Here is an 18,792-nt window from a genome sequence, read left to right on the forward strand (position 1 = left end):
CTCGTGTCCCCCCCCGGTGTGTGGGGGGGGTTCTCCCCGCTCCTGCGTCTTTTATTTGGCGGCCCCAGGGGGGTCAACCCCCGCGCCTACCCGTCAGCGGAAGCTGTAGGAAACCCCCGCGTATACGCCAAACCCTTCGCCCGGTGTCGAACGGGCATTGTCCTGGCCAGCGTCGTTGTAGGCCGGCGTCACGGTCGCTGCATAGCGCTGGTTGGTCAGGTTGCGCAGGTCCAGCCAGGTCTGCCAGTCCTGTTTCGGTGAGTCCCAGCCAACGCGTGCGCCGAGCAAGGCATATTCATCGGCGTGGTAGCTATTGGCGTAGTCCACCTGCACCTTCGAAGCCATTTGTGTGTTGACCCCGGCATAGAAGCCGCTCGGCCAGTCATAGCGCAGCTCGGCCTGGTAGTAGTGCATGGGGATGCCGGGCAGACGGTTGTCGCCAAACGTGTCGTCATCACGGTAGTGGAAGTCGCTGAAGGTGTAGGCCTGGCGCAAGCTCAGCTTGCCAGTGCCCGCGCGTTCCCACAGGGTGCTGTCGAGGCCGGCTTCCACGCCTTGGTGCACGGTAGCGCTGGCGTTGAATTCCGAGGTGAAATTCGGCACTACCTCAACGGCCAGCAGTTCGTGGCGCACTTGCGAGTAGTACCAGGCCAGGTCCCAGCGGCCGAGCGCCGAGTCTCCACGGGCGCCCAGTTCCAGGGTGGTGGCTGTCTGGTTCTGCATCTCGATCGGCTGGATCTGCTTGCCGCCTGTGCTGGGCGCGCTCCAGATCAGCGACCACGGGTGTGGCGGCTCTACCGAGCGGCTCAGGTTGCCGTACACCTGCAAGTCCGGGCGGATGTCGTAGCGCAGCCCCAGGCGGGGGGCATAGTCCCAGTCATGCATGCTCACCTTGCCGCCTTCAGCGGGGTAGGTCACGTCACTTTCGCGGCGTGTGTAGACCATGGCCAGGCCGGTGCTCAGCCACAGGTTGGGGACCAGTTCCAGATCGTTGCCAACATGCAGCACGGTGTCCGAGCCCTGGTAGGTGAAGTCACGGGTGCGCTCGCCGAACACATCGCCATTGCGGGTAAATTGCGAAGCGCCGCTGTTGGGCAGGTGCTTGGTGGTACGCCAACCGACGGTGGTCTTGCTCTCGCGCCCGAACAGTGTGTCGCGGCGGAAATAGTTCAGCGTACCGCTGACATCGGTATAGGCGACCTTCAGGCGCATGGGGCCTTCGCGCAGGTCCATCGGGTAGTCGTGATAGACCACGCCGGCTTCCAGGCGCGCCTCGTCGTCGAGGTAGAAGGTGGTCTTGTTGCCCACCCAGGTGCTGCCTGGTTGCGGGCGGCTGTCGTCGCGTGCCAGATAGTTGGGGTTGGCCGCGCGTGGGTGGTGCTTGATCTGGTCTTTGGTCAGGCGCCCAGGCAGTTCGTTTTCAGTTTCCCGGTAGCGCAGGTAGAAGCGGGTTTCCAGGTCGGGGTTGAAGCGGTAACCGACATTGGCGGCAATGCCCTTGGCGCTGCCGCTGCTGTGCGCCTGGTAGCCGTCATATTCCGAGTCGGTCAGGGCCACGTAATAGTCGAGATTGCCCAGCACCTGGCCCGAACTGATGTGCCGATGCTGGTAGCCGCGGCTACCGACCTCGTAGCGTACTTGCAGTGCAGGCGCCTCGTAGCCGGTGTGGGTGACGTAGTTGATGGCACCGCCCAAGGCCAGGGAGCCTTGGTCAAAGCCATTGGCGCCACGCAGCACTTCGGCACGGCTCAGCCACAGCGATTCGAACAATTCGTAAGGCGTGCCGCCCGGGCCGGTCAGCGGCAGGCCGTCGAACATCGTGTAAACGCCGGAACCGTGCGCCCCCGGCGCGCGGTTGAGGCCCGAGCCGCGTATCGACAGCTTGATGCCGTCGTTGCCTGCCGATTGGGCGAACACCCCAGGCTGATAGGCCAGCACGTCCTGGTTGCTGGCCACCCGGCCTTGCCCCACGCGCTGCATGTCCACCAGGTTGCTGGCCCCCGGTATTTCACGCAGGCGCTCGCTGGCTGCCGTCAGCTCGTTCTGCTCCTCATCGGTGATCAGCACTCGGCCCAATTCGACCGAGGATGCCCCCAGAGCGGGCTGAGTAGCAGCCAAGGCCGCCAGCAGACCGAGGCAGGACGAGAGGGGTAAATCGGAACGCATTGTACGACTCCAGGCGAAAGGCGAATGGACAACGGCGTTGAGACGAGCGAAATGCGGCTTGGAGCACGCAGAAAGTCAGCAAATCGTGCGTAACCTTCGTCATACGGTCTTGTACGAAAGTTCTTTACAAACCACGGCGGTGGAGGTGGGTGGCCTGTGCTTCGTAAGGTGACTGCAGGTAGGCAGTAATGCCTCGCTCAATCACCCGTGGAGTTCAAACATGACTGACAACGCTCGACACTCGCAGCAACCCTTGGCGGACGCCCCGGTTCGCCTGACGCCACGTGAACAGCAAGTGCTGTTGTGGTGTGCTTATGGCAAGAGCTCGTGGGAGATCGGCCAGATCCTTGAATGCAAGGAGTCGACGGTCAACTTTCACGTGTCCAACATCCTGCGCAAATTTGAAGTGCCTACCCGGGTGGCAGCTGTGATCAAGGCCATTCGCTACGGCATGCTGGCCGAGCAGTAAGGGGGGTAGAGCATGAGCAACGATCCTCGGCTACCGCGCTTTGTCGATTGCCATGACCCGTTCTGGCCGCGAGTGGATTTGGGCAGTTTGCGTGAGCATCTGCAACTGCCGCGGGCTGTCAGTGATGCTGCTTTGGAAGTGGCCGCGCGCTGCGCTGCTATCGAGGCAGCACGCGAATTCGCCCGCTGGCGGTCAGTGCTGCGAGAGCGGGGCTACAAGCGGCTCGAGGATGTGGCCGGGCATGATCATGGGCGTGCCTTGCAGGTGTGCTACATCCGTTTTGTCGAAGCGGCGGTCATGTACAGCCTGGGTTCAACCGCCTGCCCGCCTGTTCCGCGCGGAGGGCAAGTGCATGCCTGAGCGAACTGTTTTCGACCACCTGGCCCCGGCATTGGTGACGTTCCTGGGCGTGGATGGCGATGTGCTGTTCGCCGCGCTGCTGGGAGCATTGTTGGTGAGCGCGGCACGCGATCGATTGATCACCAGTGAGGCCAGGCGCCTGACACTGGCCAAGAAACTGCTGCTGCTATTCGTGACCGTGGGCGTGGGCCATTTGTTCGAGCCACTGGTTTCGTCATTGGTGCCATTACTGACCCGGGGCATGGCGGCATTCGTGGCCGCTGTGGTGGTGATCCCCATCAGCCTCAAGGTCATGGTCTGGCTGGATACACTCGACCCACGCGAACTCATCCAGCGCTGGCGCCGTCGGGGTTAGCCACTGGTTGCGCCGCCGAGCTCGCTCAGTTGCTGTTCCAACTGCTGGATGCGCTGTTTGTCCTTGATGAACAGCAGGATGGCCTGGCGATCGCTGTGCGAGAGCGTGCGCAGCCGTTCGAGCATTTCGCACTCCCAGCCCGCATCACCTGGGTCGGCGGCGATGTGCTCGGCTTGACCCAGCAATAGCCAGTCCAGTGAGCATGCATGCTTTTTGGCGATGTCTATGCAAAGTGAGTAAGGAATGCTTTCGCGAACCTTCCAGCTGCTCAGCGTTTGCGGGCTGACCGACAGTGCACGTGACAGCTCGGCATCAGTGTTTGCGCCAGTGAGAAGCTTAAGGCGGGTGAGCACCTCAGCAAGTATGTGAGTACTCATAACAAATATCCATGACTGGTTTAATGATATTCCATGGGCTTAAACTACTCGTTATGAATACAGCCCTGCGTTTTAAGGAGCACTTCTGCAATGAGAACCATCAAATTGAAGAATACACCCACAGTTGCAGCCAATACTGATACACAGGCTAGCCTGGGCAATGCTAGCAGGTACTTGCCGTGAGTACTTACAAGCTGGTTTGCCCGCATTGCCACAGCCGGATGCGCATACGTACTAGCGAAGGGCGCCATATTTTCCTGCGAATCGCTTATTTGCAATGCACCACCGAGGCGTGTGGCTGGTCAGTGCGCGCCGAATTCGAAATGACCCATGAACTCTCCCCCAGCGGCATGCCCAACCCGGAAGTGTACCTGCCTTCGGCCAATGGTGATTTGCGCAAGGCCGCCTTGCCGGGCGCAGGTCAGGGCTGCCCGAGTGAGTGAGGCACCCGTGGGCGCAGGTAGCAAAACGTGCAGATAAAAAAACACCCCGCCTAGGCGGGGTGTTTTCTGTTACCGGGGCTGCCGGGGTGATCAACCGATCAGTTGCAGGCCCGCTTGCTGAACCATTTCCAGCAGGGGCTGCGGGTACACACCCAGTACGAAAGCGAGAATGGCGATAGCCAGCAGCATGACGCCGCCGGTGCGCTGTTCCCACTTCAGCGGGGCGTCGTGACGACGCAGATTCGGCTCGACCAGGTACAGGGTAACCATGACGCGCAGGTAATAGTACACGCCGATGGCGCTACCGATCACCAGCGCACCGACCAACCACCACAGGTGCGATTCGACGCCGGTAGCGATGATGTAGAACTTGCCGATGAAGCCGGCGGTCAGCGGGATACCCGCCAGCGACAGCATCATCACGGTCAGTACCGCTGTCAGGTACGGGCGGCGCCAGAACAGGCCGCGGTACTCGTACAGGGCATCGGCGTCACGGCCGCCGTATGGCGAGGACATCAGGGTGATGACGCCGAAGGCGCCCAGGCTGGTGATCACGTAGGTGACCAGGTAAACGCCCATGGCTTCCAGGGCCAGGCCCTTGCTGGCGACCAACGCGATGACCAGGTAACCGAAGTGGGCGATGGACGAGTAACCCAGCAGACGCTTGAGGTTGCTCTGGGTCAGCGCCAGCAGGTTACCAATCAGGATCGAGGCTACGGCAATCACCGCCAGTACGGTGCTGAGCACGCCGCTGCTGGCAGCAGGGGAGAGCATGAACAGGCGTACGACAACGGCGAATACTGCCACCTTGCTGGCGGTTGCCAGGAACGCGGCGACCGGCGCCGGAGCGCCTTCGTACACGTCCGGGGTCCACAGATGGAACGGCACCAGCGACAGCTTGAAGGCCAGGCCGACCAGCATCATGCCCAGGCCCAGCTGGGCCACCAGGCTTGGCATGCTGGTGGTAGCCAGGGCTTTGCCGATCTGGTCGAAGCTCAGGCTGCCGGCGTCGGCGTACAGCAGGGCCATGCCGAACAGCAGGAAAGCCGAGCCTGCGGCCGACAGCACCATGTACTTGATGCCGGCTTCCAGCGATCGCTTGTTGAAGAAGGCATACGCCACCAGGCCGTAGACCGGTACCGACAGCAGCTCCAGGCCGATGAACAGGCCGGCCAGGTGGTTGGCGCTGACCAGCACCAGGCCACCGAGGGCCGACATCAGCAGCAACAGGTACAGTTCTTCACGGTTGCCCGGGAAACCCTTGGAGCCCTCGCCGAGGTAGGCGTGGGCAAGGGTGACGCAGGCCAGCGTCGCGATGAGGATGATCGCCATGTACAGGCAGGCGAATTTGTCGATGGTGATCAGCGAGGTGACCGCCAGCGGCGCGACCTTAAGCGCCGGCAGGAGCGACAGCAGGGCCAGGTTCAGGCCCACGGTGGACAGCAGGAAGGTCTGCGAGTGGTTGCGCTTCCAGGCGATCGCCAGCATCACCACCACCGTGGTGATGGTGGTGATCAGCATCGGCGCCAATGCGATGAAGTGTTGAGTGGTGAATTCCATAGCGCTCTTACCGGGCCGAAGCGAGTTGAGTGAAAGCGGATCCGAGCCACTGCTGCACACCACTCATGGTGGCGGCAGAGGTGTCGAGGAACGGCTGCGGATACACGCCCAGCAGGATCAGCAATACCGCCAGACCCAGAACCATGATCAGTTCGCGACCGTCCATGCCGGCCAGCACGGTGTCGGTCTTGGCCGGGCCGAAGTAGGCGCGGTGGATCATGATCAGCGAGTACACCGAACCGAACACCAGGCCGGTGGTGGCAATCACGGTGATCCACGGTACATGCACGAAGCTGCCGATCAGGATCAGGAACTCGCCGACGAAGTTGCCGGTGCCTGGCAGGCCCAGCGATGCCGCTGCGAAGAACAGGCTGATGGCCGGCAGGTAAGCGATGCGGTGCCACAGGCCACCCATCTGGCGCATGTCACGGGTGTGCAGGCGCTCGTACAGCTGGCCGGACAGGATGAACAGTGCCGCAGCCGACAGGCCGTGGGCCAGCATCTGGATCACCGCACCTTGCAGGGCCTGCTGGCTGCCGGAGTAGATACCGATCAGCACGAAGCCCATGTGCGAGACGCTGGAGAAGGCGATCAGGCGCTTGATGTCGGTTTGTGCGAAGGCCAGGAAGGCACCGTAGAAGATACCGATCAGGCCCAGGGTCATGGCGATCGGCGCGAACTCGGCCGAGGCGTTCGGGAACAGCGGCAGGGCGAAGCGCAGCAGGCCGTAGGCCGCTGTCTTCAGCAAGATACCCGCCAGGTCCACCGAGCCTGCGGTCGGTGCCTGGGCGTGAGCGTCAGGCAGCCAGGAGTGGAACGGCACCACCGGCAGCTTCACCGCGAAGGCGATGAAGAAGCCCAGCATCAGCACGTACTCGACACCGGCAGGCAGCTCGGCCTTGAGCAGGTCGCTGTAGTTGAAGGTGAGCACGCCAGTGGTGTTGTAGTTGACCAGCACCAGGCCCAGGATCGCCACCAGCATGATCAGGCCGCTGGCCTGGGTGAAGATGAAGAACTTGGTCGCCGCGTAGATCCGGGTCTTCTTGCCGTCTGCCGAGCTGTGACCCCAGAGCGCGATGAGGAAGTACATCGGCACCAGCATCATTTCCCAGAAGAAGAAGAACAGGAACAGGTCCAGGGCCAGGAACACACCGACCACGCCGCCGAGGATCCACATCAGGTTGAGGTGGAAGAAGCCGACGTGGCGCTGGATCTCTTTCCAGGAACACAGTACCGACAGCACACCGAGCAGGCCGGTGAGCAGGATCATCAGCAGCGACAGGCCATCAAGGGCCAGATGGATGCTGATGCCGAAGCGCTGGATCCACTGGACTTTGTATTCCAGGGCCCAGGCCGGTTCGGCGCCCGGGGCGGGAGCAAGGGTGTAGTCGCCGGTACCCCACAGCCACAGGCCGATGCCAAGCAGCAGGGACATGGTAAGCAGCGCGATCCAGCGCGGCAGGGTGGCGCCGAAGCGCTCACCCAGCCAGCACAGGAAGCCGCCGATGAAGGGGATCAGGATCAGCCAAGGCAAAATCATGACGGGTTGGTTTCCTTTGGCAAAGTCGCAAGATTCATAGTCATACCGCAGCCACTACCACGGCACCGAGCACCAGCACGGCACCCACGGCGATAGAGGCGGTGTACCAGCGCAGTTGGCCAGTCTCGGTCTTGCTCATGGCCACGTGGCCACCACGCGCCATCCGAGGAATCAGGCCGATGGTGCGGTCAACCGGGTCCTTGCGCAGGATGTGGCTGATCAGCAGGTACGGTTTGACGAAAAGCTTGTCGTAGATCCAGTCGAAGCCCCAGGCAGCGAACCACCAGGCCGACAGGACGCGACCGATGCCACTGTTGGCGACGGCGCTGACGAAGCGGCGCTTGCCCAGGAACAGCAGGGCGGCCAGCAGGATACCGGCGATGGCGATGGCACCCGAGGTGATCTCCAGCGCGTGCTTGGCTTCGCCACCGGCATGGCCGGCGCTTTCTGGCAGCACACCGGCCAGCGGCGGGGTGATCCAGGCGCCGACGAAGGTCGACAGCACGATCAGCACGCCCAGCGGCAGCCAGTGGCTGATGCCGTGGCCCGCGTGGGCTTCGGTCTTGGCTTCGCCATGGAAGGCGATGAAGATCAGGCGGAAGGTGTACAGCGAGGTCATGAACGCGCCTACCAGGCCGGCATACAGCAGGCCGGTGTTGCCGCTGGCGAAGGCTTCCCAGAGGATCTCGTCTTTGGAGTAGAAGCCTACGGTCACGATCGGCAGGGCCGCCAGTGCCGCACCACCGACCACGAAGCTGGCGTAGGCCAGCGGCAGCTTCTTCCACAGGCCGCCCATCTTGAAGATGTTCTGCTCGTGGTGGCAGGCAACGATCACCGCACCGGAGGCAAGGAACAGCAGGGCCTTGAAGAAGGCGTGGGTCATCAGGTGGAAGATCGCCGCGTCCCAGGCACCCACGCCCAGGGCCAGGAACATGTAGCCGATCTGGCTCATGGTCGAGTAGGCGAGGATACGCTTGATATCGGTCTGTACCAGCGCAGCGAAGCCTGCCAGTACCAGGGTCACGCCACCGACCACACCTACAAGGTGCAGGATGTCCGGCGCCAGCAGGAACAGGCCGTTGGTACGGGCGATCAGGTACACGCCCGCGGTCACCATGGTTGCGGCGTGGATCAGTGCCGAAACCGGAGTCGGGCCCGCCATGGCGTCGGCCAGCCAGGTCTGCAGTGGCAGCTGTGCCGATTTACCGACCGCACCACCCAGCAGCATCAGCGTGGCCAGCACCATCCAGGTGTCGCCAGCCTGGAACTTCTGCGGTGCCAGCACCAGCAGTTCCTGCACGTTCAGGGTGCCCAGCTGGGCAAACAGGATGAACAGGCCGATGGCCATGAACACGTCGCCGATACGGGTGACGATGAATGCCTTGAGTGCCGCGTTACCGTTGTTGCGGTTGCTGTAGTAGAAACCGATCAACAGGTACGAGCACAGGCCCACGCCTTCCCAGCCGAAGTAGATGAACAGCAGGTTATCGCCAAGGATCAGGAACAGCATGCTGGCGATGAACAGGTTGGTGTACGAGAAGAAGCGCGAGTAGCCGGCTTCGCCACGCATGTACCAGGATGCGAACAGGTGGATCAGGAAGCCGACACCGGTCACCACACCGAGCATGGTGACCGACAGGCCGTCCAGGTACAGGGTGAAGTTCGGCGCGAAGCCGTCCACCGACATCCACTGCCACAGCAGCTGGCTGTACGCGCCGCCCTCAGGCGGGGCGACGTTGAACTGCCAGATGACGTAAGCGGCCGTGGCGGCCGACAGGCCTACCGAGCCGACGCCGATCAGGGCGGACAGGTTCTCCGAGAACCGTCCGCGCGAGAACGACAGCAGCAGGAAGCCGATGAGGGGAAAGACGAAAGTCAGGAAGAGAAGGTTCATCCGCGCATCTCACTGGCAGCATCGATGTCGAGAGTGTGGAAGCGGCGATACAGCTGCAGCAGGATGGCCAGGCCAATGCTGGCCTCGGCGGCTGCCAGGCTGATCACCAGAATGAACATCACCTGGCCGTCGGGCTGGACCCAACGGGCACCGGCGACGACGAACGCCAGGGCAGAGGCGTTCATCATGACTTCCAGGCTCATGAGCACGAAGAGGATGTTGCGGCGGACCATCAGGCCAACCAGACCTAAGCAGAACAGGATGCCGGCGACCGCCAGACCATGCTCGAGAGGGATAGCACCCATGATTTACTCCTTCGCCTCGTTGCGGCCCAGGTGGAAGGCGGTGACGGCTGCAGCCAGCAGCAGCATCGACGCCAGTTCGACCACCAGCAGGTACGGGCCGAACAGGCTGATGCCCACGGCTTTCGGGCCCACGGTGGTACCGCTGATGCCGGCGCCGCTCGGGGCGACGAACAGGACGTACAGCAGCTCCGCCAGCAGCAGGGTGCCGAGGATCACCGGCCCTGCCCAGATACCGGGCTTGAGCCAGCCCCGTTCCTGGGCGATCGAAGCCGGCCCGAGGTTGAGCATCATCACCACGAACACGAACAGCACCATGATGGCGCCGGCGTAGGCGATCACTTCCAGGGCGCCGGCAAACGGCGCACCCAGGGCGAAGAAGATCATGGCCACGGAAATCAGCGAAATGATCAGGTAAAGCAAGGCGTGCACGGGGTTGGTGCCAGTTACCACCCGAAGGGTGGAGACCACGGCGATCCCGGATGCGAAGTAGAAAGCGAATTCCATCTTTCTGTCCTTATGGGAGCAAGCTCTTCACGTTGATCGGCTCGGCTTCGTTCTGTGCAGAGCCCTTCGGCTTGCCAGCGATTGCCATACCCGCAACACGGTAGAAGTTGTAGTCAGGGTTCTTGCCGGGGCCGGAGATCAGCAGATCTTCTTTCTCGTACACCAGGTCCTGACGCTTGAACTCGGCCATTTCGAAATCCGGAGTCAGCTGGATCGCGGTGGTCGGGCACGCTTCTTCACACAGGCCGCAGAAAATGCAACGCGAGAAGTTGATGCGGAAGAACTCCGGGTACCAGCGGCCGTCCTCTGTCTCGGCCTTCTGCAGCGAAATGCAGCCAACCGGGCAGGCCACCGCGCAGAGGTTGCACGCTACGCAGCGCTCCTCGCCATCGGGGTCGCGGGTGAGGACGATGCGGCCGCGGTAGCGCGGCGGCAGGTACACGGGTTCTTCGGGGTACTGCAGGGTGTCGCGCTTGCGGAACCCGTGGGAGAACACCATTGCCAGGCTGCGCAGCTGGGTGCCGGTGCCCTTAACGATGTCGCCGATATACTTGAACATGGGTCAAATCCTCACTGGGCCGCGACGGCTGGCGTGTTGTAGAGCACGATCGCAGCGGTCACCAGCAAATTGATCAGGGTCAGCGGCAGGCAGAACTTCCAGCTGAAGTCCATCACCTGGTCATAGCGTGGGCGCGGGATCGAGGCGCGCAGCAGGATGAACAGCATGATGAAGAACGCGGTCTTCAGGGCGAACCACAGGAACGACAGTTGCGGCAGGATGCCGAACGGGCCGTGCCAGCCGCCGAAGAACAGGGTTACCAGCAGCGCCGAGATGAGGATGATGCCGATGTACTCACCGACGAAGAACATGCCCCACTTCATGCCGGCATACTCGATGTGGTAGCCGTCGGCCAGTTCCTGTTCTGCTTCTGGCTGGTCGAACGGGTGACGGTGAGTCACGGCGACGCCAGCGATGAAGAAGGTACAGAAGCCGAAGAACTGCGGAATGATGAACCACAGGTTCTGCGCCTGGTACTCAACGATGTCGCGCATGTTGAACGAGCCCACCTGCACCACCACGCCCATCAGCGCCAGGCCCAGGAACACCTCGTACGACACGGTCTGTGCCGAAGCACGCAAGCTGCCCAGCAGGGCGTACTTGTTGTTCGACGACCAGCCGGCGAACAGCACCGCGTAGACCGACAGGCCGGCCATGGCGAAGAAGAACAGCAGGCCGATGTTCAGGTCGGCAACGCCCCAGGTCGGGGTGATCGGGATGACCACGAAGGCGATCAGCAGGGCGCTCATGGCCACTACCGGTGCCAGAGTGAAGATCACGCGGTCGACGAAGGGTGGGTTCCAGTCTTCCTTGAAGAACATCTTCAGCATGTCGGCAGCGATCTGGAACATGCCGAACGGGCCGACGCGGTTCGGACCGTAGCGGTCCTGCCACCAGCCCAGCAGGCGGCGCTCGACGAAGCTGAGCAGCGCACCGCAGACCACCACGGCGAGCAGGACCACGATGGCCCGCAGCACGGTGAGGATCACATCGATCACTTCGGGGGTGAACCAGCTCATTGTGCTGCCTCCTGCAGACCTTCGACGGATGCACCGAAGATGGCAGGCGGAATGCCAGCCAGGCCTTTCGGCAGCGCGACCAGGCCAGCGCCCAGCTCTTCATTGATACGCAGCGGCAGGCGCAGGGCCACACCGGCGACGTTCAGGCTCAGCAGGGCACCCTCGTTGACGCCCAGGCGGTCGGCTTCGGACTTGGCCAGGGCCACGTAGGCAGCCGGGATGCGTTCTTGAACCGGGGCGGCGCGCGAGGAGCTTTCTTCGCTGCCGAACAGGTGGAAGAACGGTACGGCAGTCCAGGTACCACGGGCCGGGTTGAAGGCCCCCGGAATGGCGTTGAACCAGTTCAGGCGGTCGCCTTGCGATTCGATCAGGCGTACGCCTGGGTCACCGGCACGCAGGTGGCCACCGACCTCGTCCTGAAACTTGTTCCAGGCTTGTGGGGAGTTCCAGCCCGGCGACCAGGCGAACGGCACCTGCTGGCGCGGTTCGGCCGAACCCGAGTAGCCTTCCATGGAGAAGGCGAACGCGGTGTCCTTGTCTTGCGGGGTGCGCGGCTCGTGCACGCTGATGTTGGCACGCATGGCGGTACGGCCGGAGTAGCGCAGCGGCTCACGGGCCAGCTTCATGCCCTTGATGCGGAACGCAGCGCTTGGCGCGGCGTTGACGATGCCGGCCAGTTGCGGGGCGGCTTCGGCGCAGGCGCTGGTGACGTGGTCCAGCTGGGTCCAGTCGACCGGCTTGTTCAGCAGGGTGGCACGCAGGGCGTGCATCCAGCGCCAGCCTTCGTGGATCTGGATGCTGCTGTCCAGATACTGCGGGTCGAACACCTGGAAGAAGCGCTGGGCACGGCCTTCCTGGCTGACCAGGGTACCGTCACCCTCGGCGAACGAGGCGGCCGGCAGCACCAGGTGGGCGCGGTCGACGGTGGCGGTTTTGGAGTGGTCGGCAACGATCACCACCTTGGCTGCAGCCAGGGCTGCATCGACCTTGGCGGCCGGTACGCGGGCGTACAGGTCGTTTTCCAGCACGACGATGGCGTCAGCTTTGCCGCTGATGACTGCGTCCAGCGCGGCATCGACCGACTCGCCACCGAGCATGGCCAGGCCGAGGCTGTTGGCCTCAGGTACCACCAGGCTCAGCGAGCCGTTTTTCTCGCGCAGCTTCAGGGCCTTGGCGATGTTAGCGGCGGCTTCGATCAGCGCTGGGTCGGCCAGCGACGTACCGGCAACGACCAGTGGGCGCTTGGCGGCAACCAGGGCGTCGGCGATGCGCTGGGCCAGGGCCTTGGCTTCGTCGTCCAGGCCGGCGACGGCAGGGGCGCTCGGGTCGATGGCGTGGGCCACGGCGAAACCGATGCGGGCCAGGTCGGCCGGCGCGGCGTGTACGCACTCTTCGGCGACGTCGTCCAGCTTGGTTTCCGCCAGGGACGCGATGAACAGCGGGTACAGCGCGTGCTGGCCGATGTTCTTCACGGCAGCGTCGAGCCAAGGCTGCACTTTCATTGCTTCGGCCATGGCCTCGGCCTTGCCTTTGGTGGCCTGGCGCACGGCCAGGGCAACGCGGGCAGCGGTCTGGGTCAGGTCTTCACCGAGCACGAACACGGCGTCGTGGTCTTCGATGTCGCGCAGGGTCGGCACGGGCAGCGGGCTGTTGTTCAGCACGTTCAGGGCCAGGCGTACGCGGGCCAGTTCGCCCGCTTCCATGCCCGAGTAGAAGTACTCGGCGCCGACCAGCTCACGCAGGCCGTAGTTGCTTTCGAGGCTGGCGCGTGGCGAGCCGATACCGACGATGGTACGGCCGCGCAGCAGGTCGGCGGCCTTGTCCAGGGCGGCGTCCAGGCCCAGCTTGGTACCGTCGGCCAGTTGTGGCTGGCGTGGGCGGTCCTTGCGATTGACGTAGCCGTAGCCGAAGCGGCCGCGGTCGCACAGGAAGTACTGGTTGACCGAACCGTTGAAGCGGTTTTCGATACGGCGCAGTTCGCCGTAGCGCTCGCCCGGGCTGATGTTGCAGCCGCTGGAGCAGCCATGGCAGATGCTCGGGGCAAACTGCATGTCCCACTTGCGGTTGTAGCGCTCGGAGTGGGTCTTGTCGGTGAATACGCCGGTCGGGCAGACCTCGGTCAGGTTGCCGGAGAACTCGCTTTCCAGCACACCGTCTTCGACGCGGCCGAAGTACACGTTGTCGTGGGCGCCGTAGACGCCCAGGTCGGTACCACCGGCGTAGTCCTTGTAATAGCGCACGCAGCGGTAGCAGGCGATGCAGCGGTTCATCTCATGGGCGATGAACGGGCCGAGGTCCTGGTTCTGGTGGGTACGCTTGGTGAAACGGTAGCGGCGCTCGTTGTGGCCGGTCATTACCGTCATGTCCTGCAGGTGGCAGTGACCGCCTTCCTCGCACACCGGGCAGTCGTGCGGGTGGTTGGTCATCAGCCATTCGACGACGCTGGCGCGGAACGCCTTCGACTCTTCATCGTCGATGGAAATCCAGGTGCCGTCGGAAGCAGGGGTCATGCAGGACATGACGATACGACCACGGGTGTCGTTCTCGTCGGTGTACTGCTTGACTGCGCATTGCCGGCAGGCGCCAACGCTACCAAGCGCCGGGTGCCAGCAGAAATAAGGGATGTCGAGGCCGAGCGACAGACATGCCTGTAACAGGTTGTCTGCACCGTTGACTTCGAGCGCTTTGCCGTCTACGTGGATAGTGGCCATTGTTCAAAGTTCTTCGTTGGCCCGCGTGAGCGGGCGTGGCTAATGGAAATCGGTGAGCTTGCGACACGCCTCGATTGCTCGGGCCTGCCGGTAAGCTGGCGAGTGGCACGGACCACCCGCCTAATCATCTTGTTATGCGCCGACCACGATCGGCTTCGCCAGGTCGGGGCGCAGGGTGGCAGCGCTTTCTGGCGCCACACCGGCCTCGAACTCCGAGCGGAAGTATTTGATGGCACTGCCCAGCGGCTCGACGGCACCCGGTGCGTGAGCACAGAAGGTACGGCCCGGGCCGAGGAAGTTGACCAGTCCCAGCAGCGTCTCGATGTCCTCGGCGCGGCCTTGGCCGTTTTCCAGTGCGCGCAGCATCTTCACGCTCCACGGCAGGCCGTCACGGCATGGGGTGCACCAGCCGCACGATTCGCGGGCGAAGAACTCTTCCATGTTGCGCAGCAGCGACACCATGTTGATGCTGTCGTCGACCGCCATGGCCAGGCCGGTGCCCATACGGGTGCCGACCTTGGCGATGCCACCGGCGTACATTTGTGCATCAAGGTGCTCGGGCAGCAGGAAGCCGGTACCGGCGCCGCCTGGCTGCCAGCACTTGAGCTTGAAGCCATCACGCATGCCACCGGCGTAGTCTTCGAACAATTCGCGTGCGGTAACGCCAAATGGCAGTTCCCACAGGCCTGGGTTCTTTACCTTGCCGGAGAAGCCCATCAGCTTGGTGCCATGGTCTTCGCTGCCTTCGCGGGCCAGCGACTTGTACCAGTCGTTGCCGTTGGCGACGATGGCCGGGACGTTGCACAGGGTTTCGACGTTGTTCACGCACGTCGGCTTGCCCCACACGCCAACGGCGGCAGGGAAGGGCGGCTTGGAGCGCGGGTTGGCGCGGCGGCCTTCCAGCGAGTTGATCAGCGCGGTTTCTTCACCGCAGATGTAGCGGCCGGCGCCGGTGTGCACGAACAGCTCGAAATCGAAACCGCTGCCCAGGATGTTCTTGCCCAGCAGGCCGGCGGCCTTGGCTTCGTCGATGGCGCGGTTGAGGTTTTTCGCTGCGGTGGTGTATTCGCCACGCAGGAAGATGTAGCCGCGGTAGGCCTTGAGGGCGCGGGCGCTGATCAGCATGCCCTCGACCAGCAGATGGGGCTGTTGCTCCATCAGCATGCGGTCCTTCCAGGTGTTCGGCTCCATCTCGTCCGCGTTGCACAGCAGGTAGCGGATGTTCATGGATTCGTCTTTGGGCATCAGGCCCCACTTCACGCCAGTGGGGAAGCCTGCGCCGCCACGGCCTTTGAGGCCGGAGTCCTTGACGCTCTGCACGATGTCGTCGGCGGACATCTGCGCCAGCGCCTTGCGGGCTGCGGCGTAGCCGTTCTTCGATTCGTACTCGGCCAGCCAGACCGGCTCGCCGTCGTCACGCAGGCGCCAGGTCAGCGGGTGGGTTTCGGCCGAGCGCGCGATGCGGTTGGCCGGGCCGAAGGAAGTAATGGTCATACGTAACCCTCCAGCAGTTTGGAAACGCCAGCCGGCTGCACGTCACCGAAGGTGTCGTCGTCGATCATCAGTGCCGGGGCCTTGTCGCAGTTGCCCAGGCAGCACACGGGCAGCAGGGTGAAACGGCCGTCGGCGGTGGTCTGGCCGAGGCCGATGCCCAGCTCGCTCTGGATCTGGCTGACGACCGACTCATGGCCGCCGATGTAGCAGACCATGCTGTCGCACACGCGGATGATGTGGCGGCCGACCGGTTGGCGGAAGATCTGGCTGTAGAAGGTGGCGACACCCTCGACGTCGCTGGCCGGAATGCCCAGCACTTCGCCGATGGCGTAAATGGCGCCGTCCGGCACCCAGCCACGCTCCTTCTGGACGATCTTCAGGGCTTCGATGGACGCCGCGCGCGGGTCCTCGTAGTGATGCATTTCGTGCTCGATGGCCGAGCGCTCGGTTTCGCTCAGGGCGAAACGGTCTGTCTGGATAAGCGTGCTGTTCATGCTTAGCGGTCCACGTCAGCCATAACGAAGTCGATACTGCCCAGGTACGCAATGAGGTCGGCAACCATGCTGCCTTTGATCACCGAAGGGATCTGCTGCAGGTGCGGGTAGCTCGGGGTGCGGATCCGGGTGCGGTAGCTCATGGTGCCGCCATCGCTCGTCAGGTAGTAACTGTTGATGCCCTTGGTCGCTTCGATCATCTGGAACGACTCGTTGGCCGGCATGACCGGGCCCCACGAGACTTGCAGGAAGTGCGTGATCAGGGTTTCGATGTGCTGCAGGGTGCGCTCTTTCGGCGGCGGCGTGGTCAGCGGGTGATCCGCCTTGTACGGGCCTTCCGGCATGTTGCGCAGGCACTGGTCGATGATGCGGATACTCTGACGCATCTCCTCGACACGGACCATGCAGCGATCGTAGGCATCGCCGTTGTGGGCCAGCGGTACTTCGAACTCGAAGTTTTCGTAGCCGGAGTAAGGACGGGCTTTACGCAGGTCGAAGTTGCAACCGGTGGCACGCAAGCCGGCACCGGTGGTGCCCCATTCCAGCGCTTCCTTGGTGTTGTACGCGGCAACGCCGATGGTACGGCCCTTGAGGATGCTGTTTTGCAGGGCGGCCTTGGTGTATTCGTCGAGGCGCTTGGGCAGCCACTCGACAAAGTCCTTGACCAGCTTGTCCCAGCCACGTGGCAGGTCGTGGGCGACGCCACCGATGCGGTACCAGGCCGGGTGCAGGCGGAAACCGGTGATCGCTTCGATCACGGTGTAGGCGCGCTGGCGGTCGGTGAAGGTGAAGAACACCGGGGTCATGGCGCCGACGTCCTGGATGTAGGTACCCAGGAACAGCAGGTGGCTGGTGATGCGGAAGAACTCGGCCAGCATGATGCGAATCACGTCGACCTTCTGCGGCACCTTGATGCCGGCCAGCTTCTCTACCGCAAGCACGTACGGCAGGTTGTTCATCACCCCGCCGAGGTAATCGATACGGTCGGTATAGGGGATGAAGCTGTGCCAGGACTGGCGCTCGGCCATTTTTTCGGCGCCACGGTGGTGGTAGCCGATGTCCGGTACGCAGTCGACGATTTCTTCACCGTCCAGCTGCAGGACGATACGGAACGCACCGTGCGCCGAAGGGTGGTTGGGGCCGAGGTTGAGGAACATGTAGTCCTCGTTGGCGCCCTGACGTTTCATGCCCCAGGCTTCCGGGTTGAAGCGTGCCGATTCCTCTTCAAGCTGCTGCTTGGCCAGGGTCAGGCTGTAGGGGTCGAACTCGGTCGCACGGGCAGGGTAGTCCTTGCGCAGCGGGTGACCTTCCCAGGTCGGCGGCATCATGATGCGGCTGAGGTGCGGGTGGCCGGCAAAGTCGATGCCGAACATGTCCCAGACTTCGCGCTCGTACCAGTTGGCGTTTGGCCAGATGCCCGTCACGGTCGGCAGGTTCAGGTCGCCTTCGCTGAGCGACACCTTGATCATCACATCGCTGTTACGCTCGATCGACAACAGGTGGTAGAACACGCTGAAATCGGCGGCTGGCAGACCACGGCGCTGGGTGCGCAGGCGCTCGTCGACGCCATGCAGGTCGTACAGCATGCTGTAAGGCTTGGCGACGCCGCGCAGGAAGCTGAGCACCTCTTTGAGCTGGGCGCGTTTTACCCACAGCACGGGCATGCCGGTGCGGGTCTCCTGGGCGACGAATGCTTCGGCGCCAAAACGGTTGTTCAGTTCGACGACCACATCCTGGTCGTCAGCCTTGTAGGGCGGAATGAAAATAGCGTTGTCCGCTGTCATGGTCTCGGTCGCTTTGGGTCAACGTTAAGAATGAAGCCAGGCCGCCGGCTCCTTCGGGAGCGGGCGGCAGGTCGCTGGATCAGACTTCGTCGGGGCTGCGCAGGTTGGTTACTGCAATGCGCTGCTCACGACGCAGGTCTTTCTGGGCTGGCATCTCGGCACGGTAAATACCTTGATCACCAACAACCCAGGAAAGCGGGCGTCGTTCTTGGCCGATCGACTCCTGCAACAGCATCAAGCCTTGCAGGAAAGCCTCAGGGCGTGGCGGGCAGCCAGGCACATAGACGTCCACGGGGAGGAACTTGTCGACCCCCTGAACGACCGAGTAGATGTCGTACATGCCACCGGAGTTGGCGCACGAACCCATGGAAATGACCCATTTTGGTTCGAGCATCTGCTCGTACAGGCGCTGGATGATCGGCGCCATCTTCACGAAGCAGGTACCGGCAATGACCATGAAGTCGGCCTGACGCGGCGAGGCCCGGATGACTTCGGCGCCGAAGCGGGCGATGTCGTGGGGTGCCGTGAAGGCCGTGGTCATTTCCACGTAGCAGCAGGACAGGCCGAAGTTGTACGGCCAGAGGGAGTTCTTGCGACCCCAGTTGACCGCACCACGCAGCACATCTTCGAGTTTGCCCATGAAGATGTTCTTGTGGACCTGGTCCTCTAGCAGTTGATCGGTGACGGTTTCCCGTTCACCGACCGGGTACTGCTCGTTGGGCGCATCCGGATCGATTCTGGTGAGATTGTATTGCATG

General features: G+C 63.0%; 18 protein-coding genes. 4 read left to right on the forward strand and 14 right to left on the reverse strand.

Annotated elements, in window-relative coordinates:
• Positions 1 to 93: 93 nt before the first annotated feature.
• Positions 94 to 2,166 carry a TonB-dependent receptor domain-containing protein gene (locus I8746_RS11195; RefSeq protein ID WP_221100691.1) on the reverse strand — a complete coding sequence of 691 codons (2,073 nt, stop codon included), beginning with the start codon at positions 2,164 to 2,166 and terminating at the stop codon, positions 94 to 96.
• 220 nt (positions 2,167 to 2,386) lie between these two features.
• Here I8746_RS11195 and I8746_RS11200 point away from each other — a divergent pair, with 220 nt between their 5' ends.
• From I8746_RS11200 to I8746_RS11210, 3 genes are read left to right on the forward strand one after another with little or no spacing between them, the layout of a single operon-like run.
• Entirely contained in the window at positions 2,387 to 2,635 is a 249-nt protein-coding gene (locus I8746_RS11200) for a helix-turn-helix domain-containing protein (RefSeq protein ID WP_003251454.1), read from the forward strand.
• A 12-nt stretch (positions 2,636 to 2,647) separates the two neighbouring features.
• Positions 2,648 to 2,995 (forward strand): head completion/stabilization protein, encoded by a 348-nt coding sequence (locus I8746_RS11205; RefSeq protein ID WP_221100692.1) that lies wholly within the window; start codon positions 2,648 to 2,650, stop codon positions 2,993 to 2,995.
• Complete coding sequence (locus tag I8746_RS11210; protein ID WP_180688579.1) at positions 2,988 to 3,350, forward strand: hypothetical protein; 363 nt, start codon at positions 2,988 to 2,990, stop codon at positions 3,348 to 3,350. Before I8746_RS11205 ends, I8746_RS11210 begins: the two co-directional genes overlap by 8 nt.
• Here the strand turns inward: I8746_RS11210 and I8746_RS11215 are convergent.
• Positions 3,347 to 3,727: a helix-turn-helix domain-containing protein gene (locus I8746_RS11215; protein ID WP_180688578.1), complete on the reverse strand. Its 381-nt coding sequence runs from the start codon at positions 3,725 to 3,727 to the stop codon at positions 3,347 to 3,349. The genes I8746_RS11210 and I8746_RS11215 overlap by 4 nt on opposite strands.
• Positions 3,728 to 3,906: 179 nt before the next feature.
• Between I8746_RS11215 and I8746_RS11220 the strand changes: the two genes are divergently transcribed.
• The gene (locus I8746_RS11220) at positions 3,907 to 4,170 is read left to right on the forward strand and encodes an ogr/Delta-like zinc finger family protein (protein WP_004576942.1); all 264 of its coding nucleotides are present in this window, start codon (positions 3,907 to 3,909) and stop codon (positions 4,168 to 4,170) included.
• 90 nt (positions 4,171 to 4,260) lie between these two features.
• Here the strand turns inward: I8746_RS11220 and nuoN are convergent, their stop codons facing one another.
• From nuoN to I8746_RS11280, 12 genes are all read right to left on the reverse strand, one after another.
• A complete protein-coding gene (nuoN, locus tag I8746_RS11225; RefSeq protein WP_014861246.1) occupies positions 4,261 to 5,730 on the reverse strand; it encodes an NADH-quinone oxidoreductase subunit NuoN in 1,470 nt (489 codons plus the stop codon).
• A gap of 7 nt (positions 5,731 to 5,737) precedes the next feature.
• The gene (gene nuoM, locus I8746_RS11230) at positions 5,738 to 7,270 is read right to left on the reverse strand and encodes an NADH-quinone oxidoreductase subunit M (protein ID WP_003251448.1); all 1,533 of its coding nucleotides are present in this window, start codon (positions 7,268 to 7,270) and stop codon (positions 5,738 to 5,740) included.
• A gap of 40 nt (positions 7,271 to 7,310) precedes the next feature.
• Positions 7,311 to 9,164, reverse strand: a complete 1,854-nt coding sequence (gene nuoL, locus I8746_RS11235; RefSeq protein ID WP_003251447.1) for an NADH-quinone oxidoreductase subunit L — start codon at positions 9,162 to 9,164, stop codon at positions 7,311 to 7,313.
• Complete coding sequence (gene nuoK, locus I8746_RS11240) at positions 9,161 to 9,469, reverse strand: NADH-quinone oxidoreductase subunit NuoK (protein WP_003251446.1); 309 nt, start codon at positions 9,467 to 9,469, stop codon at positions 9,161 to 9,163. The genes nuoL and nuoK overlap by 4 nt, the downstream gene beginning before the upstream one ends.
• Positions 9,470 to 9,472: 3 nt before the next feature.
• A complete protein-coding gene (gene nuoJ / locus I8746_RS11245; protein WP_221100693.1) occupies positions 9,473 to 9,973 on the reverse strand; it encodes an NADH-quinone oxidoreductase subunit J in 501 nt (166 codons plus the stop codon).
• A 10-nt stretch (positions 9,974 to 9,983) separates the two neighbouring features.
• Positions 9,984 to 10,532 carry an NADH-quinone oxidoreductase subunit NuoI gene (nuoI, locus tag I8746_RS11250; protein WP_003251442.1) on the reverse strand — a complete coding sequence of 183 codons (549 nt, stop codon included), beginning with the start codon at positions 10,530 to 10,532 and terminating at the stop codon, positions 9,984 to 9,986.
• Positions 10,533 to 10,543: 11 nt separating this feature from the next.
• Positions 10,544 to 11,551: an NADH-quinone oxidoreductase subunit NuoH gene (gene nuoH, locus I8746_RS11255; RefSeq protein WP_003251440.1), complete on the reverse strand. Its 1,008-nt coding sequence runs from the start codon at positions 11,549 to 11,551 to the stop codon at positions 10,544 to 10,546.
• Entirely contained in the window at positions 11,548 to 14,262 is a 2,715-nt protein-coding gene (gene nuoG, locus I8746_RS11260) for an NADH-quinone oxidoreductase subunit NuoG (RefSeq protein WP_012051769.1), read from the reverse strand. The genes nuoH and nuoG overlap by 4 nt, the downstream gene beginning before the upstream one ends.
• Before the next feature lie 132 nt (positions 14,263 to 14,394).
• Positions 14,395 to 15,756, reverse strand: a complete 1,362-nt coding sequence (gene nuoF, locus I8746_RS11265) for an NADH-quinone oxidoreductase subunit NuoF (protein ID WP_010954901.1) — start codon at positions 15,754 to 15,756, stop codon at positions 14,395 to 14,397.
• Positions 15,753 to 16,250 (reverse strand): NADH-quinone oxidoreductase subunit NuoE, encoded by a 498-nt coding sequence (gene nuoE / locus I8746_RS11270; RefSeq protein ID WP_012313767.1) that lies wholly within the window; start codon positions 16,248 to 16,250, stop codon positions 15,753 to 15,755. The genes nuoF and nuoE overlap by 4 nt, the downstream gene beginning before the upstream one ends.
• 2 nt (positions 16,251 to 16,252) lie before the next feature.
• Complete coding sequence (nuoC, locus tag I8746_RS11275; protein ID WP_003251431.1) at positions 16,253 to 18,034, reverse strand: NADH-quinone oxidoreductase subunit C/D; 1,782 nt, start codon at positions 18,032 to 18,034, stop codon at positions 16,253 to 16,255.
• 79 nt (positions 18,035 to 18,113) lie between these two features.
• The gene (locus tag I8746_RS11280; protein ID WP_003251429.1) at positions 18,114 to 18,791 is read right to left on the reverse strand and encodes an NADH-quinone oxidoreductase subunit B family protein; all 678 of its coding nucleotides are present in this window, start codon (positions 18,789 to 18,791) and stop codon (positions 18,114 to 18,116) included.
• Position 18,792: the final 1 nt, after the last annotated feature.

The organism is Pseudomonas sp. USTB-Z (assembly GCF_019691255.1).
Taxonomy (GTDB): domain Bacteria; phylum Pseudomonadota; class Gammaproteobacteria; order Pseudomonadales; family Pseudomonadaceae; genus Aquipseudomonas; species Aquipseudomonas alloputida.